Raw genomic sequence first — 25,018 nt, forward strand, 5'->3', positions numbered from 1 at the left:
CGTCATGTTTTTTATATTTGATTCTATACGGTCTGTGAAAAAACGGTTGTTACCAAGTTTGATTATAGTAATTTCTTTAATTATTGCATTTTCTTCAGCAATAGAGTTTGTTAGTAATCTTTCGGGATATCGAAAAATGATGACGGTAGCAAATAATTTATCGACTCATAAAAATTTCTATGAACTTTATGCGACGCAAGATATAACATTGTTTAGCGAAGAAAAAGCGAAAAGTGATTATCAACATTTCATTCAAGGGTTATCTAATACGATACCAATAACAAATAAAACTAATTATCTGTTCCGTAACTATTCACTTAGTTTAAAAAATGAAAATGGAACGATAAAGACTCTTATTGTTGATAAAGATATTAATAAATACTTTCATATACGAATTTCACAAGGAAGATATTTTGAGGAATCGGAATTTCATAAATCAGTATTTGATAGTAGACCTGTTATATTAGGGGCTAATTATAAAGGAAAGGTATCTATTGGTGATATCATACCATCTGGAAAAATGAAACTAAAAGTAATTGGCTTTTTAGAAAGAAATTCAGCATTTACATATCCTCGAAGCGGTGAAATATCGGATAATCGTATTACATTATTAGATGACATGGTGATTTTACCAATTGGAACAGAAGAAATAGAGTTCTATAGTGTAGACCTTTTATATAATGGGTTAATTATAGAAACAAATGAGAAGATAAATATGAATGAATTTCAAAAGAAAGTATTAAAGGTAACAGAAGGTAAGGGGTATTCGTATTATGTTACAAATCCGGATAAATTATTAGAAAATGAAAAGCAAGGCATTGATAATATGTCATATCCCTTATTATTAAGCGGTACAGTCTTATCTTTTTCATTTATATCTATTTTATTAACATCAATGGCCACGCTTTATATGGAACGTAAAAATATTTCTATTAAATCAGCATTAGGAGCAAGTACTTTTCAACTATGTCTTCCGTTTGTTATTGAGTATATGTTGTTATTCACTTTATCTGTATGTATAGGAATTATGTATTTCCAATGGGAGAATAGCGGAGTAATTGAAATTCAGAAAGGGCTAGAAAATAGTATAGTATCTTTCTTTGGAACGTTAAAAGTCTCTATAGAATCATTGATTGTTATAGGTGCTCTATCAATTGTAATGATCCTCATTATATATGCAATCATTTATTTCAATGTACTAAAAATAAAAAATACATATATGAAAGAGGTGCTATAGATGATTCAGCTCGCAAATGTGGCTAAGGGATACGGAAAGAGTAATTTTAGTGCTTTAAAAGATATTAATCTTACAATAGAAAAAGGCGAAATGATAGCAATTATGGGACCATCTGGTTCAGGGAAATCCACCTTGCTTAACATTATTGGTTTAATTGATAGCCCCTCTACTGGAAAGTATTTTTTAGATGGCATGGATACGAGTACATTAAAGTCAAACTATCATAAGTATAGAAATAAGGAAGTTGGATTTGTGTTTCAGAACTTTTCGCTACTAGATGATTATACAGTTATTGAAAATGTAATGCTCCCGCTTATATATAGAAAAATTTCTCATAAGAAACGTATACAAATATCAAAAGAAATGCTGGAAATGGTAGGGATTGAGAGGCATATTAACAAATATCCTTACGAGTTATCAGGTGGAGAACAGCAAAGAACAGCAATAGCAAGGGCTTTAGCACAAGACACAAAAATTATACTCGCTGATGAACCAACTGGTGCTCTTGATCAAGAAAACGGGAAGAAAATTATGAGCATCTTAAAAGAGATTCATAAACAAGGGAAAACGGTGCTAGTTGTTACACATGATCAAAAGGTAGCTGCATACTGCCAGAGGACGATACGTTTGCTTGATGGATATATGGTGTAATGTGGATAAAAGTATGTGGAGAGGTGATAATGGTTATTTCATCTGTTTTCATTCAAAAATATAGTAAAGAATTACAGGTGAATAAAAAATATTCATAATTTTTAACTCCTTTTATCTTTTTCATAGTTTAGGAATAGTGGAGGCTTTCGTATGATTTTCTTATTTATAGTATATTTTGTGATCATTATGACATTAGTAATGACGTTTCTTCTTTCAAAAAAATCATATAAGAAGCCTATTATTAAATATATACCAACGTTAATATTGTTTATTTTTGCTTTCATTTCTTCTGTTATGTTTGTATTGAATAACGGAATGGGAGCGCTGATGATAGCGGTCTCTTTAGGAATTACAGCGATAGTGAACGGTCTTTTACTTCTTGCATTGAAAGTAGCTCGTTTGATTGTTGCAAAAGGAAAGTAGCGCATCGAATTTCGATGCGCTACTTTTTTATGTATAAAAAAAATCCCTCTTTATGAGGGATTTTAATGTGGTAAGAATACCAATTGATAAGCAAACAAAATTCCAAATACGTATACAAGTGGGTGAACAGAACGGAATTTACCTTTTGCCACTTTCATAAGTGGGTATGAAATAAATCCAAGTGCGATACCTGTTGCGATACTTGATGTAAGTGGCATGCTTAAGATTACTAAGAATGCTGGGAATGCTTCATCAAATGCGTCCCAATCGATGTGGCGAACTGATCCCATCATAAGACTACCAACGATAATTAATGATGGTGCAGTAATAGCTGATACACCAGAAACGGCACTTACTAATGGTCCGAAGAATGCTGCTAGTGCGAATAAAACAGCTACTGTAACAGTTGTTAAACCAGTACGACCACCAGCTGCAACACCAGCAGATGATTCAATGTACGCTGTTGATGGTGTTGTTCCGAACATAGAACCGATTGTTGCTGAGAATGAGTCAGATAGAAGAGCTCGTCCAGCTTTTGGAAGCTTTCCATCTTTCATAAATCCACCTTGTTGAGCAACGCCAAGTAATGTACCTGTTGTATCGAATAATGTAACAAGGAAGAATGAAAATACAACGCCGTATAATCCGTAGTTAATTACATCAGATACTGCAGTAATTGGATTGGAAACGATGATTCCTTCTGGTAATCCAGGCATTGATGTAACGCCGTTTGAGAATGTTAATTGTCCTGTGAAGTAAGCAATAATACCAGTTAATAGCATTCCAATAAATAGTGCACCATTTACATTTAAAGACATAAGGACAATTGTAATTCCAAGTCCAGCTAATGCTAGTAGTACTGGAGCAGAGTGAAGATCACCAAGTCCAACTAAGTTTGCTTCATTTTTTGTAACTATACCTGTTAAACGTAAACCAATAAAGGCAATGAAAAGGCCGATACCCGCAGTAATTGCATGTTTTAAGTTTTCAGGAATTGCTTCCATTAATTTTGTACGGAAAGAAGTGAATGATAACAAAATTAAGATCATACCTGCTACGAATACAGCAGAGAATGCAATTGCGAAAGTCATGCCTTCATGAGCTTTTACAACAGAATAAGAGAAGTAAGCATTTAATCCCATACCTGGTGCAATTGCGATTGGTAAGTTTGTAAAGATCGCCATAAATAATGTTCCGACAACAGCAGCGATAATTGTTGCTGTAAATGCTTGTTCAAATGGAACTCCTGCATCCCCAAGGATGACAGGGTTTACGACAATGATATATGCCATTGTTAAGAAGGTAATAATACCTGCCATAATTTCAGTTTTAATAGAAGTTTTATGTTTTGAAAGGTTAAACATATAAACATCCTTTCTGTTTACGAATAATTTTCACAACAGTTATATATAATATTCGTTTTTTAACTATTTTGCAATAGTTTTGCATAAAAAGTTTATAACAATTCATATTTTATGTCCTAAATTCGAATATTAATCGTAAACCGATTTGCGAATTTCAGTTTTTATTGTGCGCATTATAAGGAAAAGGAGTTGAAAGAAGCTATGCCACAGCAAAAAAACTTTGTAACAATGCCTGCGCAACATCAAAATAAACAGCCTGGTATTGAATCATTAATGAATCCACTTCCGCAGTTTGAAGATCCAAATTATAAAGGAAGTGAAAAGTTAAAAGGAAAAAATATATTAATTACAGGAGGAGACAGTGGGATTGGAAGAGCTGTTTCCATCGCTTTTGCAAAAGAGGGAGCAAATATCGCGATTGCTTATTTAGATGAAGATGGAGATGCAAATGAGACGAAGCAACGTGTAGAACAAGAAGGGGTAAAGTGTGTATTGTTGCCGGGTGATTTAAGTAATGAACAACATTGTAAAGATATTGTAGAAGAGACCGTTCGGCAGCTAGGTAGTTTACATGTTTTAGTAAATAATGTCGCGCAGCAATATCCGCAGCAAGGATTAGAGTATATTACAGCAGAACAGCTAGAAAAGACTTTTCGTATTAATATTTTTTCTTATTTTCACGTTACGAAAGCAGCACTTTCTCATTTAAAACAAGGAGATGTCATTATAAATACGGCGTCTATCGTTGCGTATGAAGGAAATGAAACTTTAATTGATTATTCGGCAACGAAAGGAGCAATCGTAGCTTTTACAAGATCACTGTCTCAATCGTTAGTGCAAAAAGGAATTCGTGTAAATGGTGTTGCGCCGGGACCAATTTGGACGCCACTTATTCCATCGAGCTTTGATGAGAAGAAAGTCTCTCAGTTTGGGAGTAATGTCCCGATGCAAAGACCTGGTCAACCATATGAATTAGCACCAGCATACGTATATTTAGCGTCTGGTGATTCCACATATGTGACAGGGCAAATGATACATGTAAACGGAGGCGTTATCGTCAATGGATAGTTTTCATTTATAAGAGCAAAGTAAAGCTAATCGCATTTATTATGATACTAGTGCTAGGGAGGATTTAGATGAAGAAAGTATTGTTTATCGTAATCCTATTTTTCTGCCTACCAGCTAGCGCTTTTGCTAATACAGATCATTTAATTTTAGTGAACCTTACGACGAATCAGCTATCTTTTTTTGAAGAGGGAAATTATACGAAAACATTTCCAATAACGACGGGAAGGGATAGTACCCCAACGCCTGAAGGTAATTTTTGTATTATAACTAAATATAAAAATAAAGAATACCATCGAAAAAAATAGCTGGGGGTGCGCCGAATAACCCTCTTGGTACGAGGTGGCTTGGGCTAGACAAGAATGAATATGCGATTCACGGGACAAATCGAGAATGGACGATTGGAAGCAGAGAGTCGAATGGTTGTATTCGCATGCATGACCGGGATATAAAATGGTTATATGATCGGGTGCAATTACAGACGAAAGTAATCATTTCTCGTTTTCATACGAGCCCTGAATATGAAGCGAATAAGCTTGGTTACCGCGTTGTGAGCTGGAACGGTCGTAAAGTAGAAGAAGAGCAAATTGGCATGCTTACGTTAGTAGACCGTGCCGAAATATATTGGCAAGAACCAAATGGGCAGTTAACAAAAGTGAAAACGGTATTGCCAAACGAAAGATATGCAGTGTATTCAAAACGAAAAGAAGGAATATATTATATAGGAAACAATTTGTATATAGTGGATGAAACTGGAGAAAAAATTCGTTATGAGCAAATTCCTACTTCGACCTTAAGTAATATATATAAACGGAAATATAATATTCCGTAATGGCTACCGTATTATAGACGGTAGCTTATTTCTACTTCGAGTTTAACTGCAACTATTGTATTTTGCTGAATATAATACAGTACAGATAGGGGGCGGTTACATTATGAAAAGTGAATTTGCTTTTAAAATTTTCTTAGTAACGACCTGTTTATTTATCGTGTATTTGTATGCGTTTCTCGTTTTTTCTTTTTATGTTCCATATGTTGATTTAATATTGTTCTTCGGATTTATTTGGGCATTTGTGAAAGCAAGAGAAGGAGAGAAGAGTATATATCGGCGCATTACCTTATGTGGGACAGTTGTTCTCGTTATTTTGTACTTTTTTATCATGCATGATTTTTGGAGAGGAATGTAAAAAAGCATACGAGTAATCGTATGCTTTTTTGTTTAATATTTTGGCTTAAATGTATGACAACAAGTTTCTACACTTGTTGTTACAGAACTTTCTAGCGTCTCGTTTGTTAAAACCGCGCCTGTATATGAACCATTTGCATTTGATCCAGATTCTTGTGCATCTGGTTGAACAACGATTGCATTTGCTTGACAAAAGTTACCTTGTCCCCAAAATGAGCAATTGGAAACAGAGCATTTTACTTCTGGCATAAAACCCCCTCCTTATACATTAGTTTGGGATTTTACGCCCATTTCATGTGTAGAAGGAGTTTCCTTTTCTCGTTATTTTTTCGTTTGCTCAAGCCATTCTTTTAATTTGTCTTCCGGTTGTTCACCACTAATACGGCTTACTTCTTTGCCATCTTTAAAGTGAATGATTGTTGGAGTTCCTTTAATTTTATATTCATCCCAAGGAACATCTAGTTTTTCAATATCCATAACTTTCATATCAACGTTCAAGTCTTTAGCCATTGGTACTACGACAGGAGATAGCTTTTGACAATGAACACAAGATGTTTGATAAAAGTATACTGTTTCTTCTTTTTTCTCTTTTAAATTCTTTTGAAGATCTGAAAGAGAGATTTTGTTTGTGTAGTAGTCAGGGCCATTTGTCTTACTATCAGTAGCATTATCAATTTTCTGGCTAGTAGCGTTTTTTTCTTCCATTTGTGTAACAGCAAAAATTGCTGCAAACAAGGCGATAATAATACCACCAAATATAAGCATTTTTTTCATTTTTTCATCTCCTTATTTGTTTTTTATTACAATAAAACTACAAACAGCGATTGTAATAAAGCCGATAAGTGCTAAAAACGGGATTGTAATAAAACCAAACCAGTTTATGAATTCTCCGGTGCAGGGTACACGTCCGCAAGCTGCTCCAGCAGCTGAAAATGCTGCGACTTTTTGAATTGCATAGTGATATAAAGAAATACAAGCACCAATACTTGCAATTGGTAAAGAATAACTTGCGATGCGATAATCTTTCTTTGCTACAGCTATACCAAGCCATAAAACGAATGGATACATAATAATACGTTGATACCAACAAAGTACACAAGGTTCAAATTTCATGATTTCGGAAAAATAAAGACTTCCTAGTGTAGCGATAAAAGAAGCTCCCCACGCGGTAAGTAAAGCATATTCTTGCTTTTTTTCTCGTCTCATATTTTATACCTCTCTTATAATAGTTACATACTAAATTATAGTATGAAGTGGCACAGAAAAGAAAGAAAAAATATGTTTATCAATAAAAGTTTTATAAGAGGAAACTTTTATTGATATCAATATTTAAAAAAGCGCCATTCTCCTGAAGAGAATAGCGCTATATTTTACATTTGAATTTGCTCTACTTCTTCTATATGTGACTTTTGAGATGCATGGTCAATATATTGAAATAGGAGCTGCAATTGTTTATCAACTTCTGGCATTTCTTTACTGTATTGATAAGCGTGTAAAAAATGTTCAATACGCTTAGAAAATAATTGATCGTTCGTTTGAACCATAAGAACGAGTAATTTATCCCAATTACAGCTATACGTGTAATAGAGAGCTTTGTCATAGTCGTTATATGTTTGCACTGTGTACCCTCCTTACTGAGGAGTTATATATAGTGTGTGACAAGCAAGGAGAAATACACTTGAAAGAATTTGTTAAGAAAAAAAGCGAATGAAAAGAAAAAACGAGGAATTTCCTCGTTTTTAAGCTTTTGGCATTGGCGTAGGTGTTGGTTTGCCATAGCCTTCTTTGTATTTATTGTCGATATAGTTACGAATTTCGAGCGTTGATTTTCCTTTTTGTTTCATGGAAGCAGATTCAACTGCGATTTCTAAGCAATTGACACAAGTCGTTGCGTGGGAATCCCAGACAACTTCACCGTTCTTTTTAATTTCACGAATAAAGCAGTTTTTATTATTTTTATGTCCCACACTCTCACCGCAACCGCAGTAACATGGAATCCAATCTAATAGCTCTGCATTTTGTCCAGCTACAGTATAGATATCTTTCATTTGTGGATCAAGCTTGTCTAAGAAGGTAGGAAGTGTGTCGACCCCTTTTGTTTTTTCTTGAATGTCAACTTGCTGAGTATGCGATGCGTGGTCATGCTCTTCTTTTGATTCAGATGATTTCTTTTCATTTGTACTAGTAGCTCCGCAACCAGCAAGAATTAAACTCAGTACTGCAAGTAAAGAAAATACATATTTCTTCATACGCTTGTCCCCTTTACAAATGTATTAATCAAATTGTATCAGACTAAAACACCTAGGGAGAAGCTTTTTTTGAACGATTTTTGAAGTGCCATCGTAGTGAATGAAATAGAAATAAAATTGGGATATAGGCGTATACAATATATAAGCCAGCTTGAGATAGTACTGTATTTAATGTGTTGATACTTTCACGGTTTGTAAAAAATAAGGACGAAATAAAGATAGCTGCGATAAAAAATGGCAGTGTGATTTTAAAAGGTATGTGAAAAGATTTTTTACTAATGCAACAAGAAGACCAAATGGTTAAACAAAGATTAGGTAAAATAATAAGATACCATATGAAAATAATGATGTACTCAAACCTTTGAATAAAAGGCACCTTAATAATTTTTAGCATCGTTAAGGTTGGCCAAATTGTATGATGTAGTTGCCCTTGGCTATAGTACATAAGGGAAACGATGGCTAATATTACGTAGAGGAGCGTCGTAAAAGCAATACCACCATGTGCCCATTTATTTAACGATTTTCCTTTTTTAATAAATGGATAAAAAACAAGGATTGCTTCAAATCCGAGAAATTCTAATGCAGATGCTTTCGCTGCAGTTAAAATGTCTAAAGGTGAATGAGTTAGAATTGGAAAGATGTTACGAACATGCGCATATTTCATTGGGAAAACTAAGAAGAACAGGACGAAAATCGGTATTATGACGCCCCAAAAACATATTCCTGTTACAGAACGAAAGCCGCCTCTAATTATGTAATAAGCTACAAGTAAAAATAGTAAAGTTAATTTCCACGGTTTAATTGTAGGAAAGACCCAAACTTGAATAACTTCAATATATGTACGAAGAACAGTAAGGCAAAATAATAGAAGATATGCCGCAAAGCATACGGAAAAAAATGTTCCAATCCACTTTCCGAAACATGTCGTATGGATATTCATTAAATCATTATCTTTTTCTAACATTTTCAGCATACAAAATAATACGATATGAGTTGCAATACCAGCGATAATAAGAGAAATCCAAGAGTCATAACCGGCAAATTGCGCAATAATCCTTTGGTATCCTAACACCCCTACTCCAATTTGAAGAGAGTGTAATAGAAGGAATGTGAAATACGGGGAAACTGTATGTGTTTTATCTTGTCCAGTCATGATAGCACCTCACTATTCTCCGATACCAGATTGTACGACATTAATCTTTACATTGACAGCAACGTCTACGTTAGGATACATATCTTGAATTTGTTTCATGCTCCATTTTCTTGAATGACTACGAATTTCTTCACGTATACCGATTGGATCGATTTTTTTTTCTTGGAATGTTTGTATTAATTCGTTTAAATCCTTCTCAAGTGTTTTTTCTACATGTCTTTTTACGTAAGTTACATTTTCACTCTTTGATAAATCAAGCCAACTAGGAGCATTTTTTATGAGTCCATTTAATTTTAAGTGTATGTTAACTTTCGGAATATCACCGTTTGGTGAAAGAGAACATACACTTTTTCCAGATAAGTTTTGAGTAGCAATCAAACCTTTATGTTTACCTTGACGTATCGGAACTTCGTAACGCCCATTTTTCGTTGGATTAATGAGTAATTTAAATAAAAAAGACCTTTTCTTATCTGTATACATAGCCACTTTATCCTTTTTTAAAAAAGCTAGTCCTTTAATGGAAGCAGATTTGTCTTCTGATACTTGAATGTAAGGAAGAAATGGATCGCATCCAGATGAATAGAAGTTATATAAAAAAATATTTAAAGCTGTCCGCGGGATTGTCTCGTTTTTTATATTTTGCTCCAGTAAATCAGATAGATAAAGTGATCCATTTGTTCTGACATGTTTAAGTAATTCTTCTGCTGAACCATCTACAAGCGCTAGTTGTACATCTCGTCCAATGTTAGGATCACGTTGTAAGTTGTTAATAACATCTCCAAGTCCATGTTCACCAAATGCTTTTCCAAATAGGACAACACGCATTTGACCTACAGCAATCGTATGTGGCGATTTGGCGTTTAGAAGGGAAGATATAGTTTCAATTGTACCTGCATGGGTTGATTGAGTTTCTGGTTTAGATTGTACGCCTTTTGTGTAATCGGGATATAAAATTGTCCCGCGAAATTTTTTATCTTTTATTATATCGAATCCACCTACGTGAATCATTCGCTGTGTATCAACTATATTTGCTTCTGTACAACCAGATTGAAAAATTAAAATGATAATGAAAAAGCAGAATAAAATATTTTTCATTTTTCCTCACCGTCGTGTTTTTCTTTCGCTTTGTTTGGATCATAGCGCCATTTCTTTTTTGGTCTTAGAAAAGAAGCACGTCCTGCAGTTTGACTAAATGGAAGGCGAAGGAGTCCTTCAGCTGTACCTAACCCGCGAAATGGGTATAAAGGTAATAAATAAGGTGATCCAAGTGATTTTAAGCGAATTAAATGAGCCAATATGAATACAAATCCGACGATAAGCCCTACACCTCCAAATGCTCCAGCTAAAATGATGAGAGGGAAGCGTAATATCCGGATAGTAGAAGACATTTTTACTGTTGGTGTTGTAAAAGAAGCTAGTGCAGACAACGCAACAGCAATTAATAAGATGGTGCTCGTTAAAGCAGCCTCAACAGATGCCTGCCCAATTACAATGCCGCCAACAATACCAATGGTTTGGCCGACTTTAGTCGGTAAACGCGCCCCAGCTTCGCGCAGTAATTCGATTGTAATTTCTAAAAAAAGTGCCTCCAAAACAGGTGGAAATGGTACGTTGGCTCTAGAATAAATAATAGGGCCGAGTAAATCTGCTGGAATCATTTGATAGTGATACGTTAATACAGCTGTATAAATAGCTGATGAAAATAGAGAGAATGCTGCACCAAAAAAACGAACTAATCTAAGAAATGACCCTGCTATCCATGGTAAATAATAGTCTTCTGGAGAGACGAAGAAATCGAGTAGTGTTGCGGGTCCAGCTAATGCATATGGTGAACCGTCTGTTAAAATGACGACTCCTCCATTCAGTAATGCATAAACGGATCGGTCTAAACGCTCTGTAGGCAGTAAAACAGGGAAAGGTGAGTTGCTATTATCACTAATAAACTGTTCAATCATAGTTGCATCAAAAGGGTAATCAAAATCAATATCTCGCAGGCGTTGCACTGCAGTGTTCACATGCTGTTCATTTGTAATATCCGCCATATAAGCGACTACAATTTTTGTTTTTGATATAGATCCAACGGACAGTTCTTTGAAAATTAATTGCTCTGTTACAATGCTTCGCCGAAGTAAATGTATATTCGTATCAATATTCTCAACGAATCCAATTTTGGGACCGATGACACTATATTCATTTTCTGTATCGTTATATAATCGTGTACCTAAAGCTAAACTTTCAGCACGAATCAGTGCATATTCGGCTGTTTGGGAATCAACTTTTAGCTGCAAGAGTACATATCCACTTAATAGTTTTTCACGGATATCATCAATAGAAGGATTGGTAATAATCTCCTCAAGTGTGACGATGTTTGCTATGTCATTTATATTTTGAATGCGATCTAATTCTTTTTTGATAGGTGTTAAAATGAATCGATTAATAATAAGTGATTCAACTGTAGATTTATAATAAAACAAACATAATGACCCATCCTCTATGACATTATAAGAGGAAAAATCGCTGGATTCTTTCATAGTGTGGATGAATTCTGGAACAGAGCATACGGATTGTTTCTTCTTTTTAGATGATAAACGAAACATTTTCTCACCCCTGACATACATCATTTACTTGTGTTAGTTTTTGGGAAAGACGGGAATTTATACTTGAAAATTGAAAGTTCATAAAGAAAAGGAAGAGTATTAAATATCTCTTCCTTTTTGGCATGTTAATTTGTGTTCTTTTCTTTAATAGACTTCACTAATTTAATCATTTCTGCACGTATATCTTCTTTTTTCACGTTTAGTTTTTCTGCAATTTGCTTAATGTCCATTCCATCTTTTTTCATTTTTAGTACATCATCGAGAGGGGTATTACTTTTTTGAGAGATGATTGTTAATACTGTAAGTTGACGTAATCCGATATTATATTCTTTCATTTTTTGTTTGAGTCCATCTGGTGTAGATTTTTGCATATTTGCTAATTCTTGCAGTAGTGCTTTTTTCGTCTCTTTATTTATATGATGTTTTTTCAACTTACTTGGATCTACGCCGAAATGCTGGGCTGTTTTCTCCCAAGATTTATTTTGTTTATAGTAAGCTAAAACGTCTTTTATTTCTTTTTTACTCATTTTTGCAATATGAGCAGCTTTCCAAATTTCATGTTTGTTATAGCCGAGTTTTTCGAGCGACTGCATTTCTTCTTCTGAAATAGGCTTATGATGGTGCAATGTTACTTCTTTTGGCGTGGCAGCGAAAGTAGGGAAGACGGTTGCCCCGAATAATAATGTTGCCATGGTCATACTTACTGCGATTTTTTTGTACATATAAACTCCTCCTAGATGGATAATGTGGAAAACTGTACACATATCATTTCCATAAAATGTGAAATACTTGTGAACAAGTTAAGTTTTTTTATTCACAGTATAAAATGACGTTTTTGGAAGTTTTCCAACATAAAACATTGATTAATAGTAAAAAACTAAGGTATAATCGAAATTGAAAATCAATATCAATAACAAATGTATACATATAGATGAAAATAAGGGAGAGAAAAATATGACTACATATACTTCCATCGCAAATGTGATTAAAGAAAGACGCTCTGTACGTACATTCACAGATAAAGCTGTAGATAAAGAGTTATTAATTGAACTATTAAACGACGCAACGTGGGCACCGAATCATAAACACCGTGAACCATGGAATTGTAAATTATACATTGGAGAAGGTCGCAAAAAATTAGTAGATGCAGTATTAAACTCTTTCACAGAAGAAGAAAGAGCGAAACGCGGTAAAATCTTATCAGATCGTTTCTTAAGCACGCCTGCACAAATTGTTGTTTATATTAATGAAGATCCACGTCAAATTCAACGCGACGAAGATTACGCTGCAACATGTGCATTTATGCAAAACTTCCAACTACTTGCTTGGGAGCGTGGATTAGGATGTGTTTGGAAATCAGGCGGATTAAACTACAATCCATTATTTATAGAAGGACTCGGTTTAACAAGAGGTCAACGCATCGTTGGAATTCTTCACCTTGGCTATTTCGATAAAGCACCAGAAGGAAAAGCTCGTACACCGATTATGGAGAAGATGGAGATTATTGAAGGTTAATAGATGAGACATTCTCGTTTTTATGAGGATGTCTTTTTATTATGCAATCAATCCTCATGAAAGCTTGTTCCTCATCATACACTTTCTTAAGGGAAAGTGTAAGGAGGGAAAATAATGAGAGCAAGTGACGATAAAGCACTGCAATATGCGATTGCGGAAATTACGGAAATTGCGACTGGATTTGGGCTTGATTTTTATCCGATGCGTTATGAAATATGTCCAGCGGAAATTATTTATACATTTGGTGCATATGGGATGCCGACGCGGTTTTCACATTGGAGTTTTGGAAAACAGTTTTTTAGAATGAAATTACAATACGATTTAGGTCTTAGTAAAATATACGAACTCGTTATTAACTCTGATCCATGTTATGCCTTTTTATTAGATACGAACTCGTTAATTCAAAACAAATTAATTGTAGCGCACGTTTTAGCGCACTGTGACTTCTTTAAAAATAATATTCGCTTCTCTAATACGAAACGAGATATGGTGGAGAGTATGGCGGCAACGGCTGATCGCGTGAAAGCATATGAGCATAAGTATGGAAAGGCAGAAGTCGAAACATTTTTGGATGCCGTACTTGCCATTCAAGAGCACATTGATCCGTCACTTATGCGTCCAAAACTGGCGTGGAGTATTGAAGATTTAGAAGAGGATGTAGAAAAGAAAAAGATATCACAGTACGATGATTTATGGAATTTAGATGATCGAAACAAAAAGAGAGAACGACCTAATATGCATAAAAAGAAGAAAATTCCGCCGCAACCAGAGAAAGATTTACTCCTCTTTATTGAAGAATATAGCCGTGAGCTAGAAGATTGGCAGCGCGATATATTAACGATGATGCGCGAGGAAATGTTATATTTCTGGCCGCAGCTTGAAACGAAGATCATGAACGAAGGTTGGGCTTCTTACTGGCATCAACGCATACTCCGTGAAATGGACTTAACATCTTCTGAAGCGATTGAATTCGCAAAGCTTAATGCAGGTGTAGTTCAACCATCAAAAACAAGCATTAACCCATACTACCTCGGTATTAAAATGTTCGAAGATATTGAAGAACGCTACAATAACCCGACAGAAGAAATGAAACGACGCGGCGTAAAGCCAGGATCTGGTCGGGACAAAATCTTTGAAGTACGCGAAATCGAATGGGATGTATCATTCTTAAGAAACTACTTAAACAAAGATCTCGTAATGAGAGAAGATATGTACTTATTCCAGCGCCAAGGAAAAGAATATAAAGTAATAGATAAAGAGTGGGAACAGGTACGTGATCAGCTCGTAAATATGCGTACAAACGGTGGCTTCCCGTACTTAGTAGTAGAAGATGGAGATTACTTAAAGAACGGAGAATTGTACATTAAACATAGTTACGAAGGAATCGAGCTCGATTTAAAATACTTAGAAAAAGTACTGCCATATATTCATCAATTATGGGGAAGAACGGTGCATATGGAGTCGATTGTGGAAAGTAAGGGCGTTGTGTTTTCTTATGATGGGAAGATGGTTCATCGGAAGTATGTGTGATAAAAAAGAACGGACATAGAATGCTATGTCCGTTCTTTTTTATTTGGAACAAGGTCAAATATGCTATTCTTGAAAAAGGGAGTTACATAGAGAAATGGAGCGATTCAAATGAGCAAAATAGGGGTATGCAAGGTGGATATTATGCCGCCTGTAGGTATTGATTTTGTCGGATACCATAGAGAGACAGGAATAAATAATATTGAAGAGTGTATTTATGGGACAGTTTTTGTATTTGAAAAAGATGAGACGAAAACTGTGTTTATAAGTATTGATAATATTGGAATGTTAGTAGAAGATACAAATATGATTCGTGAACAAATAGCGAGAGAGCTTCATATATCATTTGAGCGAATAACTGTTGTTTATACACATACACACTCTGGTCCGGAAACAGTCGGTGATCATCCTTTAATAAAGTCGTATAAAACGATTTTAGTAAATAATGTAGTGCACGGTGCTGTTACTGCGAATAACAACTTGAGGCCATGTGAAATTGGCTGGAGTGTTACGACAGGTTATATTGGGGTAAACCGAAGAGAGAGAACATCTGATGGAAGAGCGAAGATGGGAACAAATATAGAGGGTGTTGTAGATAAACGAATTGGCATGTTAGCCATAAGAAATGCTGAAACGAAGGAGCTATCTGGGATTATAGTATTTTGTACGGCACATCCGAATGTGTTAAAAGGTGATAGCGATGTACTATCGGCGGATTATCCGGGAATGACGAGAGAGATTCTTGAGAAAATCGTAAACTGTCCTGTTATTATTGTGCAAGGTGCTGCTGGCAATGTAAATGCAAAGTATCGCGGTTCAAGGGAAGCAGTAAAGCAAATGGCTTACACAGTTAGTGGACATGTATTAACGATGTTGCCAATAGTTACATATAGCCCAATTGTAAGTTTAAGAACAGTTTCAAGTACGATGCAAATGAAGTTGAAAGATATTCCTGAAATTAATGAAATACGAAGCATGGCTCAATTAGCTGAGAAGCAGTGGGATGTGAATACGGATGAATGGCTTACTATAATTTTAGAGAAATATAAGCAAGGTATTCGGCAGTTACGTATTGATTTAGAAGTTCAACTGTTTCAAATTAATGATGGTATGTTCTTTGGTATACCGATGGAACCTTTTTCAGAAACAGCTTTAGAAGTGAAAGAGCGTCTTCAAAATGAAATAGCTTTTTTAGGTGGATATACGAATGGATATATTGGTTATTTACCGACAAAAGAAGAGTTTGCATATGGTGGGTACGAAGTAGAGCTAAACCCTGTTGTATATGGGCCTGTTACGAATTTATTGATGCCACCGGAGGAGAATACGGCAGAATTAGTCGTGCAGAGAGCTATGGAATTATATAATGCGTAAAATATAGACTCTTGCATATTTGATATGAAATTTAAAAGAAGCAATAATTATTAATAAAACTGTAGAAAACGAATCCATTTTGAAAGGGACTGATCAAAATGGATTCGTTTTTATATGGAGTTTTTGCTTACCAAACAGGTCGTATATTTGATGATAATTTCTCTGTATTTTCTTTAGTAACGAATGTTGTTAAATCTTCCTTGAGCATTTGCATTCGTTCAGTACCTATGTTTTCAATCCATCGTTGCTCTATTTCAGCTACTATTTCTTCTTTCGTTTTCATTACAGCTAAACCTCGTTCGGTTAAAATAATGATTTTACCTCTTTTATCAGTAGGATGCTTTTTGCGCGTGACATAACCACTATTTTCAAGAGAATCGATCATTTTACTTACAGCTTGTTTAGAAACTCCTAAATACTCAGCCAATTCTATACCGGTTGCTCCATTAGGAAGGATACGTTTGAACATAAAGCCGTGTGCTGGCCTAATATCTTCAAATCCCAATTCACTTAATCTGTCATGCAGTTCAGTAATTAATGTACTGAAAGATAATGATAAAAGTGAAGTAAGGTCTAGTTCGTTAAATGTTTGATGATTCATGTATAACCTCCACAATTGTAGTCAATTAAGTTGACTATATATAAAACCTATTGTACTATACAGGATATGGTCAATCAAATTGACTATATCTTGTATAGTACAAATAATGATCTATATAAATAGAATCAACGGAGGTTTCACATGGTTAATATCGTAAAAATTAGAGGGAGTGTATTTGCACCGTATGCGTTGCTGAAGCCTATTAAGGATGCTGCAACAGGAAGAGTTTTTGAATACGCTGGAGATGCACGTGAATTTACACCATTCGCTGTAAATACAAAGCGTTCAAGATTAGAACAAGAAGTGATTGTTGATTTTTATAAAAGAGAAATTTTCACATATGTAGATGCTTGCATCGTTACTGTGAAAATTACAAATTCAGATGGTTCAATTGAGTATCAAAAAGGAGAAACAAGTACAGAAAATATTGTATGTACTAATATCGTATGGGGCGAGGATGAAGTTTCATTTGAAATGAGAGCAAGTGCAAGTAATCCGTTAAACGCAGCGGCACCCGCAGCAGATTATTTTTTGGTTATAAGAGTTAATACAAGTGGCATTGTGCATATTGAAGGTTTACATGATGGTTTCCCTTGCTATGAATTTTATAAACAAATAGACTTTCGTTCATTTGAAAAAATATATACACATGATTTCAGAGAAACGAATGATACCCCAGCAGCGCTAGCTGGAGAAATGGAATATAGCTTTAAAACGAAAATCTAGCTATAAATATAGCGTCATTTTTAAGAAAGAAGTAGCCAATGTAAAAGAGAAAGATTTTAATTATGTGGCTGAAATGGAGTTTTTTTATTAAATAATGCAGTATATAAAATTAGAATTATAGAGGTGTTTCTTATGACTAATATCGTAAAAGTTAGAGCCAGCGTATTTATTCCAATGTCTTGGACAGAACCGAGGAAGGATATGGAAACAGGGAAAATAATTCAATTCGAAGGTGATTCACGCGAATTTACACCACATGCGGTAAATACTATGCGCTCTAGAGTGGAGCAAGAGGTAGTAGTGGATTTTTATAAAGAAGAAGTGTTTTCATATGCGAACACGGGTATTACGACAGAGAAGGTTACGAATCCAGATGGTTCTGTGAATAAAAGAACAGGAAAAGCGAGTACTGAAAATATTGTGTGCACGAATATCGTATGGAATCCTGATGGTGTGCAATTTAAAATGAGTGCGAGTGCAAGTAATCCATTAAATATATATGCACCTCCTGTAGATTATGTATTACATGTATGTGTGAACAAGGATGGTAGTATTGAGATTCAAGGGGAGCATGATGGATTCCCTTGTTTTGAATTTTATAAGCAAGTAGATTTCGGTTCATTTGAAAAAATATATACACATGATTTTAGAGAAACTGGTGATACAGCTGCAGCACTAGGTGGAGAAATGGATTATAGTTTTACAAGGAGTTTATAAGAAGTAAGATAATAATGCAGTGTAGTTGAGAAATGCAAAAGTCAATAAAATCAGTGACTTTTGCATTTTCACTATACGTTAGAAAGTTTCAAAAAAATAAAACGCTTTACAATATACCCTTCAGGGTATATGTTATTATACAAAGTTACAAAGTAATGTATAATATAGTTATAAATACGGAGGTGGTCTACAGTGGAATATAATCAAGATATGAAAAATAGATTGAAACGTATTGAAGGTCAAGTTCGTGGTGTACTTCGTATGATGGAAGAAGGAAAAGATTGCCGAGAGGTTATTACACAGTTAACGGCATCTCGTTCTGCACTTGATCGTACAATTGGACTTGTTGTTGGAACGAATTTAGAGCAATGTTTGCGTGAACAGTTTGAAAGTGGTAATGGTTCAAATGAAGAGTTAATTAAAGAAGCTGTTCAATTACTTGTAAAAAGCCGATAATCTGTCAAACGTAAGTGTTGACAGATTTTCAAAAACATTTTAATATACCCCTACAGGTATATGTATATAAGTTATGGAGGAATCGACTATGAGTATAAAAGTGAATAGGAGTTTAGATTGTAAGGGATTGGCTTGTCCGATGCCGATTGTGAAGACGAAGAAGGCGATGGAAAGTCTCGCATCAGGGCAAGTGATTGAAGTTCAGGCAACAGATAAAGGGTCTACTGTAGATATACAAAGTTGGGCGAGTAAAGTAGGTCATCAATATATCGGGACGAAACACGAAGGAGATCTATTGATGCATTACGTTAGAAAAGCACATGAGCATGAAGTGAATGAAGTAGTGAAATATCCTCAAACAATTACAAATGCGGAATTGCAAGAGATATTATTAAGTGGTGAAGAGTGTATTATATTAGATGTTCGTGAAGCAGCGGAATTCGCTTTTGGTCATATTCCAACGGCTATTTCATTCCCATTAGGCGAACTGGGTAGTGCAGAATTAGATCAGACGAAGCAAATTTATGTTATTTGCCGAACTGGTAACCGTAGTGATGTAGCTTGCCAAATGTTGAAAGAGAAAGGGTATTTAAATGTGAAAAATATCATTCCAGGTATGTTAGAGTGGCAAGGGGATGTGGAAAAGTAAAATTTTTTAAATAAAAATATACCTATGGGGGTAATTAGATGATTGTTAAACCGTTACAAGCAAAAGATGTTGCAGAGAAAGTTTTATTCGGAGAGCTGTTTATTTTAGATGTTCGAAATGAGACGGATTATGAAGATTGGAAAATTGAAGGGAAACAAATTTCTTCTATAAATAAACCGTATTTTGATTTGTTAGATGGTGTAGATCATATTGCAAGTGAATTGCCGAGGGAGAAAGAAATTTTAGTCGTATGTGCGAAAGAAGGTTCTTCACAGTTTGTCGCTGAGCAATTGCTGGATGCTGGCTTCCATAATGTTTTTTATTTAGCTGGCGGTATGAAAGCTTGGAGTGAATATGTGAAGCCGTTAAAGGTAGGAGATGTACAGGGGGGAGGAAGTATATATCAATTTAACCGCCTTGGAAAAGGCTGTTTATCTTATATGGTCGTTTCAAACGGTGAAGCAGCAGTTATTGATGCAGTAAGAACAATTGAAGCATACGAAGAGTTTGCGAAAGAGTATGGCGTTACGATTACGAATGTAATGGATACACATTTACATGCAGACCACATTTCTGGAGGACGTAAGTTAGCTGAAAGAGTAGGTGGCACGTATTGGTTACCGCCGAAAGATGCGGAGGAAGTTGTTTTCTCATATAAACCGCTCGTTGAAGGTTCTGTTATTACGGTGGGGGGTACTAAAATTGAAATTGATGCATTATACTCACCTGGGCATACGATTGGAAGTACATCATTTATTGTAGATGATTCCTATTTATTATCAGGCGATATTTTATTTGTAGATTCAATCGGGCGTCCAGATCTTGCTGGAAAGGCTGAGGATTGGGTGAGTGATTTAAGAGAAACTTTATATAACCGATATAAAGTACTATCTCAACAATTAATCGTGTTACCAGCTCATTATTCAAAAATAAGTGAAATGGATGAGAATGGTGTTGTGAGCGCAAAGTTAAAAGATTTATTTGTGTATAATGCAGGACTAAATATTGAGAGTGAGGGAGAGTTTCGTAAAGTGGTAACGGAGAATTTACCACCTCAGCCGAATGCTTACGAAGAAATTCGTCAAACGAATATGGGTAAGATTCATCCGAGTGTGGATGAAGAACGTGAAATGGAGACTGGTCCAAATCGTTGCGCAGTTCATGAATAAATAAAAAATGGAGGAATAGATGATGAATGTAAAACAAGTATTAGATGCGAAAGGTTTAGCATGCCCAATGCCGATGGTAAGAACGAAGAAAGCGATGGATACTTTGCAAACTGGAGAAGTGTTAGAAGTACATGTAACAGATAAAGGGTCAGTTAAGGATATTCCAGCGTGGGCAAATAAAGGTGGTCATGACATCGTAAAGCATGTAGAAGAAGCTGATGTGCTGAAGTTTTGGATTAAGAAGGCGTAGTAGTTTTATAAATGTAGAGAGGTTGGTTATATGAATACAATATTAAGTACGCTTTTCATTGTACTCGCTGCAGTGTTTGTTATTTCACGTTTTTTACCGGTAAAAGGTGTTCAAAATATAAGTGGGAAAGAATTAAAGAGTATAGCAGGAAAAAAGGGAAAACAATTTATCGATGTTCGTACAGTAGGTGAATATAGAGGAAATCATATGAAAGGGTTTCAGAATATCCCATTAAATGAGTTAGCTAGTAAAGCAAATCAATTAGATAAAAATAAGGAAGTAATCGTTATTTGTCAGAGCGGGATGAGAAGTAAGCAAGCGGCAAAAGTACTAAAGAAATTAGGATTCCAGCACGTTATCAATGTTTCAGGTGGTATGAACGCTTTATAAGGAAGGAATATTAAAATGAAAGAAATAACAGCGAAAGAAGTAGAGGAAAGATTGTTACGAAATGAAGAGTTATATGTAATCGATGTTCGTGAAGTAGAAGAAGTGGCGGAAGGGAAAATTCCAGGAGTGCTTCCTATTAGGTTAGGACTACTAGAGTTTCGAATGCATGAGTTAGATAAGCATAAAGAATATATTATCGTTTGTCGCTCTGGCGGAAGAAGTGCAAGAGCAGTTCAGTTTTTAGAGAGCTACGGTTTTCGAGCAATCAATATGGTAGGTGGTATGTTAGCGTGGAAAGGTAAAGTCATATGAGAATGAGGTAAATGATTTCAGCCTTTTTATAAACAAACAAATACCCCTATAGGTAATTGGAGGGAGCACAACATGGAACAACAGAAGAAAACAACAATTGTTTTATTTAGCGGAGATTATGATAAAGCGATGGCTGCTTATATTATTGCAAATGGTGCAGCGGCGTATGATCAAGAGGTGACTATTTTTCATACTTTTTGGGGATTAAATGCTTTAAGGAAAGATGAACATGTGAAGGTAAAGAAAACTTTCATAGAAAAAGTATTTGGAAAAATGATGCCACGTGGTGCAGATAAGATGGGATTATCAAAAATGAATTTTGCCGGTATGGGGCCAAAGATGATTAAAGGTATTATGAAAAAACATAATGCGATGCCTTTACCAGATTTAATGGATTTAGCGAAAGAACAGGGAATTAAACTTGTAGCTTGTCAAATGACGGTAGATTTATTAGGGTTAAAAGAGGAAGAGATTATGGAAGGGGTAGAGTTTGCAGGAGTAGGAGCTTATTTAGCAGATGCTTCGGATGGGAATGTGAATTTATTCATTTAAATCACCTTCTTTTTAGAAGGCGGGGGATATAAGGTGAGTTTAGTCGTATTACTTTTTATAATTGGGTTTATAGGATCGTTTATATCAGGAATGGTTGGAATTGGCGGTGCGATTATTAATTATCCAATGATCCTATACATTCCGGTATTGCTAGGGTTTACTAGTTATACGTCACATGAAGTGAGTGGTATTACAGCGGTGCAAGTATTCTTTGCAACTTTTGCAGGTGCATGGGCTTATCGGAAAAGTAATGATATGGATAAAACGTTAGTTGTGTATATGGGAGCTAGTATTTTAATAGGAAGTTTCATAGGGAGCTTTGGTGCTAACGTATTAGAGGAACATACGGTCAATGTTGTTTATGCAGCGTTAGCAACAATTGCTGCTATTATGATGTTCGTACCGAAACGAAATAATAGTGGTGAAGTGACATATAATAAATGGTTAGCAAGCTTGTTAGCGTTTCTTGTAGGAGGAGCATCAGGCATTATAGGTGCTGGCGGTTCTTTCTTATTAGTACCGATTATGTTAGTTATTTTAAAATTGCCGATACGTACAACGATAGCAACATCTATCGCTATTACGTTTATTTCCTCAGTAGGGATTACGACTGGAAAAGTGATAACTGGTCAAGTAGTTGTAATTCCAGCTCTTATTATCGCGGTTGCAAGTATCTTTGCTGCGCCGCTTGGAGTGCGAGTCGGGAAGAGGATCAATCAAAAAGCATTGCAATATATGTTATCGATTTTGATTGTAGGCACTGCTGTTAAGATGTGGATTGATATGATATCGAAATAAAAGGATGGGCTGCTTGTAGCCCATCCTTTTATTTATGCCCAAATAACTTTCATTAAGTTTTTATATTCGTCATTTGCTAATTTATATAGCATTCTCGTATGTTCAAAGACAAGCGCTGGATTAAAGTTTGGTTCTGAGAATGCAAGCGATGCTGAAATATCAATTGCATTTTGCTTGTTTAATGTGAATTTTGCAAATCGATAAGATGTGTTTAATTCATTGATAACATGCAAAATATCATTTGTTGATGTTGCATCCGGTACGTGAGCAACATTGAAGCAGTATATATCTACAGTAGGATGTTCGTTTTGGAAAGCAGCGATAAGTTGAATTTTTGCGCCAGCTTCTGTCTCTAATCCTACTGAAAAATGAACAGAACCATCATTTTCATCTATATTTTCTTCCATGAATATATCGTTTGATTTTAAGTAGTCTTTAAAATCTGAGATGTTATGTTTTACTGCAGCTTTCATATGTATGAGCCCCCTGATAATTGGAATAGATTGCTACTATTTATTATAATTTAAAAATATTAAAAAAGATAGTTAGAAAGTTCTGATTTTTGATTCCAAAGAAATAAAAAGAAGCAGCACTCTACCTCCATAGAGAACTGCTTCTTTTTTATTCATTGCCGTTAGACGATGTTTCTGTATCTTCACTGCTATTTTTATTTTTCACTTCATTGTTACTTGATTGGCGTTCACTTGAATTTTCAGACTTAGATTCTTTTGTTTTCTCTGTGCTTGTTTTCTTCGAATCAGAGTCTGTTTTTGTATATGCAGGTAATCCAAGGTGAGTACGAAGTTCGTTTGTAACAGTTGCTAATTCTTTTTTATCTGGATTGTAGTAATACGTTCGGCCGCCACCAGCAGATTTGCTACATGTATCGTCACCTTTTTCCATATAGCAGTCTTCACCTTGAATTTGTAATTTCTCAATTTCCGAGTCCGATCCGTACTTGTAGAATGAAAGCATATCATCGAATGTTAAGTTAGTAACGAATTGTCCGTTAATATCATCAATGATGTTACCAACTTTTGTTACAGATCCAACGCTTGTTAGTTTCTTTAAAATTGCTTCAATAACGAGTTGTTGACGTTGTCCACGCATTGCATCACTATCGATGTGGCGCGTTCTAGCAAGAGCAAGAGCTTCTTCACTATTTAGCTTTTGAACACCTTTTTTCAGATGAATTGCATCAGCATTATCATTGCTATCTTGTTCAGTAAATTCAACTGGTACATCGACTTCAATCCCGCCTAAATCATCGACAATTTTCATAAATGATTTGAAGTTAAACTTTACAAAGTAATCGACAGGAACATTCATTAATTTTTCAACTGCATCAATACTTGCTTGTGGTCCACCATCTTTTCCGTTTTTAGTAGAACCGTATGCATGAGCGTGTGTAATTTTATCTTTTTTCTTTTCCACTGGAATATAAGTATATGTATCTCGTGGAATGCTTAATAGTTTTACAGTTTTGCTATCTTTATTAAACGTTGCAAGTAATAGTGCATCCGTTCTTATAGCTTCACCATATTCTTTCCCGCGGACATCGCTTTCATCAACACCCATGACTAAGACAGAGACGTTATTTGCGATAGGTTTTACAGCTTTATCACGTAAATCAGATTTATCACCGCGTGCTAAATCGTGTGCGGCATTTCGAACAGCAGAAGATGCTTTATTTACTAAAAACCAAGTATAACCGCCACCTATTATTAAAAAGAATAGAATAACGCTTATAATAATTTTTGTTTTTTTCTTACCTTTTTTCGGTTTACTGCGTGTATTTTCTTGCAAATATGGGTTTTGCTCCATTTCTTGTACTCCTTCATTTGAATTGAAATACGACACTCATATCCACTTATTATAATGAAATTTGACGAAAAAAAACATTACAAATCATTTACATTTCGTAAAAATTCAATATATTTATAAAAAGTCAGATTTTTTATATTTTATTTTTGAGATGTAGAATAAGTATAAGTTGTTTTAGTAGAAATGAAAATATGTATTGTGAGAAAGTAATAGAGAAGTAAGATTTGTTGAAA

At 35.1% G+C, this 25,018-nt stretch carries 31 protein-coding genes and 1 pseudogene; 19 read left to right on the forward strand and 13 right to left on the reverse strand.

Annotated elements, in window-relative coordinates:
* Window positions 1-4: 4 nt before the first annotated feature.
* The 3 genes from NHG49_RS04225 (at window position 5) to NHG49_RS04235 (ending at window position 2,311) form a co-directional block, all read left to right on the forward strand.
* On the forward strand, window positions 5-1,237 hold the full coding sequence (locus NHG49_RS04225) for an ABC transporter permease (RefSeq protein WP_064473911.1): 1,233 nt from the start codon (window positions 5-7) through the stop codon (window positions 1,235-1,237).
* Window positions 1,238-1,888 (forward strand): ABC transporter ATP-binding protein, encoded by a 651-nt coding sequence (locus NHG49_RS04230; protein WP_088047973.1) that lies wholly within the window; start codon window positions 1,238-1,240, stop codon window positions 1,886-1,888.
* 150 nt (window positions 1,889-2,038) lie between these two features.
* Window positions 2,039-2,311 (forward strand): hypothetical protein, encoded by a 273-nt coding sequence (locus NHG49_RS04235; RefSeq protein WP_064473909.1) that lies wholly within the window; start codon window positions 2,039-2,041, stop codon window positions 2,309-2,311.
* A gap of 62 nt (window positions 2,312-2,373) precedes the next feature.
* Here NHG49_RS04235 and NHG49_RS04240 read toward each other — a convergent pair whose 3' ends face one another.
* Entirely contained in the window at window positions 2,374-3,675 is a 1,302-nt protein-coding gene (locus NHG49_RS04240; protein ID WP_000482733.1) for an NCS2 family permease, read from the reverse strand.
* Window positions 3,676-3,876: 201 nt separating this feature from the next.
* Here NHG49_RS04240 and NHG49_RS04245 point away from each other — a divergent pair, with 201 nt between their 5' ends.
* The 3 genes and pseudogenes from NHG49_RS04245 to NHG49_RS04255 all read left to right on the forward strand — a co-directional run bounded on the left by NHG49_RS04245 (window position 3,877) and on the right by NHG49_RS04255 (window position 5,927).
* Window positions 3,877-4,743, forward strand: coding sequence for an SDR family oxidoreductase (locus NHG49_RS04245; protein ID WP_064473908.1), 867 nt, complete (start codon window positions 3,877-3,879; stop codon window positions 4,741-4,743).
* Between the two features lie 68 nt (window positions 4,744-4,811).
* A pseudogene (locus tag NHG49_RS04250) lies at window positions 4,812-5,572 on the forward strand (L,D-transpeptidase).
* Window positions 5,573-5,675: 103 nt separating this feature from the next.
* Window positions 5,676-5,927 carry a hypothetical protein gene (locus tag NHG49_RS04255; RefSeq protein ID WP_000834190.1) on the forward strand — a complete coding sequence of 84 codons (252 nt, stop codon included), beginning with the start codon at window positions 5,676-5,678 and terminating at the stop codon, window positions 5,925-5,927.
* 32 nt (window positions 5,928-5,959) lie between these two features.
* Here the strand turns inward: NHG49_RS04255 and NHG49_RS04260 are convergent, their stop codons facing one another.
* The 9 genes from NHG49_RS04260 to NHG49_RS04300 form a co-directional block, all read right to left on the reverse strand.
* Window positions 5,960-6,175 (reverse strand): DUF1540 domain-containing protein, encoded by a 216-nt coding sequence (locus NHG49_RS04260; protein ID WP_064473906.1) that lies wholly within the window; start codon window positions 6,173-6,175, stop codon window positions 5,960-5,962.
* Window positions 6,176-6,247: 72 nt separating this feature from the next.
* Window positions 6,248-6,700, reverse strand: coding sequence for a thioredoxin family protein (locus NHG49_RS04265; protein ID WP_088095235.1), 453 nt, complete (start codon window positions 6,698-6,700; stop codon window positions 6,248-6,250).
* 12 nt (window positions 6,701-6,712) lie between these two features.
* Window positions 6,713-7,132, reverse strand: coding sequence for a disulfide formation protein C (locus NHG49_RS04270; RefSeq protein ID WP_064473904.1), 420 nt, complete (start codon window positions 7,130-7,132; stop codon window positions 6,713-6,715).
* A 164-nt stretch (window positions 7,133-7,296) separates the two neighbouring features.
* Window positions 7,297-7,545: a YhdB family protein gene (locus tag NHG49_RS04275; RefSeq protein WP_001195461.1), complete on the reverse strand. Its 249-nt coding sequence runs from the start codon at window positions 7,543-7,545 to the stop codon at window positions 7,297-7,299.
* 120 nt (window positions 7,546-7,665) lie between these two features.
* Entirely contained in the window at window positions 7,666-8,175 is a 510-nt protein-coding gene (locus NHG49_RS04280; RefSeq protein ID WP_064473903.1) for a PCYCGC domain-containing protein, read from the reverse strand.
* Between the two features lie 52 nt (window positions 8,176-8,227).
* Window positions 8,228-9,328, reverse strand: coding sequence for a GerAB/ArcD/ProY family transporter (locus NHG49_RS04285; protein WP_000147538.1), 1,101 nt, complete (start codon window positions 9,326-9,328; stop codon window positions 8,228-8,230).
* 12 nt (window positions 9,329-9,340) lie between these two features.
* Window positions 9,341-10,423: a spore germination protein GerYC gene (gene gerYC, locus NHG49_RS04290; protein ID WP_088047971.1), complete on the reverse strand. Its 1,083-nt coding sequence runs from the start codon at window positions 10,421-10,423 to the stop codon at window positions 9,341-9,343.
* Window positions 10,420-11,925 (reverse strand): spore germination protein, encoded by a 1,506-nt coding sequence (locus NHG49_RS04295; RefSeq protein WP_064473901.1) that lies wholly within the window; start codon window positions 11,923-11,925, stop codon window positions 10,420-10,422. Before NHG49_RS04295 ends, gerYC begins: the two co-directional genes overlap by 4 nt.
* A gap of 125 nt (window positions 11,926-12,050) precedes the next feature.
* A complete protein-coding gene (locus tag NHG49_RS04300; RefSeq protein WP_064473900.1) occupies window positions 12,051-12,647 on the reverse strand; it encodes a hypothetical protein in 597 nt (198 codons plus the stop codon).
* Window positions 12,648-12,879: 232 nt separating this feature from the next.
* Here NHG49_RS04300 and NHG49_RS04305 point away from each other — a divergent pair, with 232 nt between their 5' ends.
* The 3 genes from NHG49_RS04305 (at window position 12,880) to NHG49_RS04315 (ending at window position 16,341) form a co-directional block, all read left to right on the forward strand.
* A complete protein-coding gene (locus tag NHG49_RS04305) occupies window positions 12,880-13,440 on the forward strand; it encodes a nitroreductase family protein (RefSeq protein WP_064473899.1) in 561 nt (186 codons plus the stop codon).
* A gap of 114 nt (window positions 13,441-13,554) precedes the next feature.
* Window positions 13,555-14,970 (forward strand): stage V sporulation protein SpoVR, encoded by a 1,416-nt coding sequence (gene spoVR, locus NHG49_RS04310; protein WP_001202704.1) that lies wholly within the window; start codon window positions 13,555-13,557, stop codon window positions 14,968-14,970.
* Window positions 14,971-15,078: 108 nt separating this feature from the next.
* A complete protein-coding gene (locus NHG49_RS04315) occupies window positions 15,079-16,341 on the forward strand; it encodes a neutral/alkaline non-lysosomal ceramidase N-terminal domain-containing protein (protein ID WP_064473898.1) in 1,263 nt (420 codons plus the stop codon).
* A 127-nt stretch (window positions 16,342-16,468) separates the two neighbouring features.
* Here NHG49_RS04315 and NHG49_RS04320 read toward each other — a convergent pair whose 3' ends face one another.
* On the reverse strand, window positions 16,469-16,942 hold the full coding sequence (locus NHG49_RS04320) for a MarR family winged helix-turn-helix transcriptional regulator (RefSeq protein ID WP_064473897.1): 474 nt from the start codon (window positions 16,940-16,942) through the stop codon (window positions 16,469-16,471).
* Window positions 16,943-17,083: 141 nt separating this feature from the next.
* Between NHG49_RS04320 and NHG49_RS04325 the strand changes: the two genes are divergently transcribed.
* From NHG49_RS04325 to NHG49_RS04370, 10 genes are all read left to right on the forward strand, one after another.
* Window positions 17,084-17,668, forward strand: a complete 585-nt coding sequence (locus NHG49_RS04325) for a DUF3238 domain-containing protein (protein ID WP_000247255.1) — start codon at window positions 17,084-17,086, stop codon at window positions 17,666-17,668.
* Window positions 17,669-17,800: 132 nt separating this feature from the next.
* Complete coding sequence (locus NHG49_RS04330) at window positions 17,801-18,385, forward strand: DUF3238 domain-containing protein (RefSeq protein ID WP_000182107.1); 585 nt, start codon at window positions 17,801-17,803, stop codon at window positions 18,383-18,385.
* Window positions 18,386-18,577: 192 nt separating this feature from the next.
* Window positions 18,578-18,841 (forward strand): metal-sensitive transcriptional regulator, encoded by a 264-nt coding sequence (locus tag NHG49_RS04335; protein WP_000456206.1) that lies wholly within the window; start codon window positions 18,578-18,580, stop codon window positions 18,839-18,841.
* A gap of 73 nt (window positions 18,842-18,914) precedes the next feature.
* On the forward strand, window positions 18,915-19,490 hold the full coding sequence (locus NHG49_RS04340; protein WP_103655907.1) for a sulfurtransferase TusA family protein: 576 nt from the start codon (window positions 18,915-18,917) through the stop codon (window positions 19,488-19,490).
* Between the two features lie 38 nt (window positions 19,491-19,528).
* Window positions 19,529-20,659 carry an MBL fold metallo-hydrolase gene (locus NHG49_RS04345; RefSeq protein WP_088047969.1) on the forward strand — a complete coding sequence of 377 codons (1,131 nt, stop codon included), beginning with the start codon at window positions 19,529-19,531 and terminating at the stop codon, window positions 20,657-20,659.
* Between the two features lie 19 nt (window positions 20,660-20,678).
* The gene (locus tag NHG49_RS04350) at window positions 20,679-20,909 is read left to right on the forward strand and encodes a sulfurtransferase TusA family protein (RefSeq protein WP_064473894.1); all 231 of its coding nucleotides are present in this window, start codon (window positions 20,679-20,681) and stop codon (window positions 20,907-20,909) included.
* Window positions 20,910-20,939: 30 nt separating this feature from the next.
* Entirely contained in the window at window positions 20,940-21,299 is a 360-nt protein-coding gene (locus NHG49_RS04355; RefSeq protein ID WP_048562489.1) for a rhodanese-like domain-containing protein, read from the forward strand.
* A 15-nt stretch (window positions 21,300-21,314) separates the two neighbouring features.
* Window positions 21,315-21,611: a rhodanese-like domain-containing protein gene (locus NHG49_RS04360; protein ID WP_064473893.1), complete on the forward strand. Its 297-nt coding sequence runs from the start codon at window positions 21,315-21,317 to the stop codon at window positions 21,609-21,611.
* Between the two features lie 72 nt (window positions 21,612-21,683).
* Entirely contained in the window at window positions 21,684-22,163 is a 480-nt protein-coding gene (locus NHG49_RS04365; protein WP_000437730.1) for a DsrE/DsrF/DrsH-like family protein, read from the forward strand.
* Window positions 22,164-22,196: 33 nt separating this feature from the next.
* Entirely contained in the window at window positions 22,197-22,961 is a 765-nt protein-coding gene (locus NHG49_RS04370; RefSeq protein WP_064473892.1) for a sulfite exporter TauE/SafE family protein, read from the forward strand.
* A gap of 32 nt (window positions 22,962-22,993) precedes the next feature.
* Here the strand turns inward: NHG49_RS04370 and NHG49_RS04375 are convergent, their stop codons facing one another.
* On the reverse strand, window positions 22,994-23,434 hold the full coding sequence (locus NHG49_RS04375) for a hypothetical protein (RefSeq protein ID WP_000642356.1): 441 nt from the start codon (window positions 23,432-23,434) through the stop codon (window positions 22,994-22,996).
* Between the two features lie 148 nt (window positions 23,435-23,582).
* The gene (locus NHG49_RS04380) at window positions 23,583-24,785 is read right to left on the reverse strand and encodes an LCP family protein (RefSeq protein WP_242289937.1); all 1,203 of its coding nucleotides are present in this window, start codon (window positions 24,783-24,785) and stop codon (window positions 23,583-23,585) included.
* Window positions 24,786-25,018: the final 233 nt, after the last annotated feature.

The organism is Bacillus sp. IBL03825 (genome assembly GCF_024712505.1).
GTDB lineage: Bacteria > Bacillota > Bacilli > Bacillales > Bacillaceae_G > Bacillus_A > Bacillus_A wiedmannii.

What these genes read in the sequence shown, in the direction of transcription:
- NHG49_RS04225 (WP_064473911.1), top strand. Translation starts at nt 5, where the DNA reads ATGTTTTTTATATTTGATTCTATACGGTCTGTGAAAAAACGGTTGTTA.
- NHG49_RS04230 (WP_088047973.1), top strand. Translation starts at nt 1,238, where the DNA reads ATGATTCAGCTCGCAAATGTGGCTAAGGGATACGGAAAGAGTAATTTT.
- NHG49_RS04235 (WP_064473909.1), top strand. Translation starts at nt 2,039, where the DNA reads ATGATTTTCTTATTTATAGTATATTTTGTGATCATTATGACATTAGTA.
- NHG49_RS04240 (WP_000482733.1), bottom strand. Translation starts at nt 3,675, where the DNA reads ATGTTTAACCTTTCAAAACATAAAACTTCTATTAAAACTGAAATTATG.
- NHG49_RS04245 (WP_064473908.1), top strand. Translation starts at nt 3,877, where the DNA reads ATGCCACAGCAAAAAAACTTTGTAACAATGCCTGCGCAACATCAAAAT.
- NHG49_RS04255 (WP_000834190.1), top strand. Translation starts at nt 5,676, where the DNA reads ATGAAAAGTGAATTTGCTTTTAAAATTTTCTTAGTAACGACCTGTTTA.
- NHG49_RS04260 (WP_064473906.1), bottom strand. Translation starts at nt 6,175, where the DNA reads ATGCCAGAAGTAAAATGCTCTGTTTCCAATTGCTCATTTTGGGGACAA.
- NHG49_RS04265 (WP_088095235.1), bottom strand. Translation starts at nt 6,700, where the DNA reads ATGAAAAAAATGCTTATATTTGGTGGTATTATTATCGCCTTGTTTGCA.
- NHG49_RS04270 (WP_064473904.1), bottom strand. Translation starts at nt 7,132, where the DNA reads ATGAGACGAGAAAAAAAGCAAGAATATGCTTTACTTACCGCGTGGGGA.
- NHG49_RS04280 (WP_064473903.1), bottom strand. Translation starts at nt 8,175, where the DNA reads ATGAAGAAATATGTATTTTCTTTACTTGCAGTACTGAGTTTAATTCTT.
- NHG49_RS04285 (WP_000147538.1), bottom strand. Translation starts at nt 9,328, where the DNA reads ATGACTGGACAAGATAAAACACATACAGTTTCCCCGTATTTCACATTC.
- gerYC (WP_088047971.1), bottom strand. Translation starts at nt 10,423, where the DNA reads ATGAAAAATATTTTATTCTGCTTTTTCATTATCATTTTAATTTTTCAA.
- NHG49_RS04295 (WP_064473901.1), bottom strand. Translation starts at nt 11,925, where the DNA reads ATGTTTCGTTTATCATCTAAAAAGAAGAAACAATCCGTATGCTCTGTT.
- NHG49_RS04300 (WP_064473900.1), bottom strand. Translation starts at nt 12,647, where the DNA reads ATGTACAAAAAAATCGCAGTAAGTATGACCATGGCAACATTATTATTC.
- NHG49_RS04305 (WP_064473899.1), top strand. Translation starts at nt 12,880, where the DNA reads ATGACTACATATACTTCCATCGCAAATGTGATTAAAGAAAGACGCTCT.
- spoVR (WP_001202704.1), top strand. Translation starts at nt 13,555, where the DNA reads ATGAGAGCAAGTGACGATAAAGCACTGCAATATGCGATTGCGGAAATT.
- NHG49_RS04315 (WP_064473898.1), top strand. Translation starts at nt 15,079, where the DNA reads ATGAGCAAAATAGGGGTATGCAAGGTGGATATTATGCCGCCTGTAGGT.
- NHG49_RS04320 (WP_064473897.1), bottom strand. Translation starts at nt 16,942, where the DNA reads ATGAATCATCAAACATTTAACGAACTAGACCTTACTTCACTTTTATCA.
- NHG49_RS04325 (WP_000247255.1), top strand. Translation starts at nt 17,084, where the DNA reads ATGGTTAATATCGTAAAAATTAGAGGGAGTGTATTTGCACCGTATGCG.
- NHG49_RS04330 (WP_000182107.1), top strand. Translation starts at nt 17,801, where the DNA reads ATGACTAATATCGTAAAAGTTAGAGCCAGCGTATTTATTCCAATGTCT.
- NHG49_RS04340 (WP_103655907.1), top strand. Translation starts at nt 18,915, where the DNA reads ATGGAGGAATCGACTATGAGTATAAAAGTGAATAGGAGTTTAGATTGT.
- NHG49_RS04345 (WP_088047969.1), top strand. Translation starts at nt 19,529, where the DNA reads ATGATTGTTAAACCGTTACAAGCAAAAGATGTTGCAGAGAAAGTTTTA.
- NHG49_RS04350 (WP_064473894.1), top strand. Translation starts at nt 20,679, where the DNA reads ATGATGAATGTAAAACAAGTATTAGATGCGAAAGGTTTAGCATGCCCA.
- NHG49_RS04355 (WP_048562489.1), top strand. Translation starts at nt 20,940, where the DNA reads ATGAATACAATATTAAGTACGCTTTTCATTGTACTCGCTGCAGTGTTT.
- NHG49_RS04360 (WP_064473893.1), top strand. Translation starts at nt 21,315, where the DNA reads ATGAAAGAAATAACAGCGAAAGAAGTAGAGGAAAGATTGTTACGAAAT.
- NHG49_RS04365 (WP_000437730.1), top strand. Translation starts at nt 21,684, where the DNA reads ATGGAACAACAGAAGAAAACAACAATTGTTTTATTTAGCGGAGATTAT.
- NHG49_RS04375 (WP_000642356.1), bottom strand. Translation starts at nt 23,434, where the DNA reads ATGAAAGCTGCAGTAAAACATAACATCTCAGATTTTAAAGACTACTTA.
- NHG49_RS04380 (WP_242289937.1), bottom strand. Translation starts at nt 24,785, where the DNA reads ATGGAGCAAAACCCATATTTGCAAGAAAATACACGCAGTAAACCGAAA.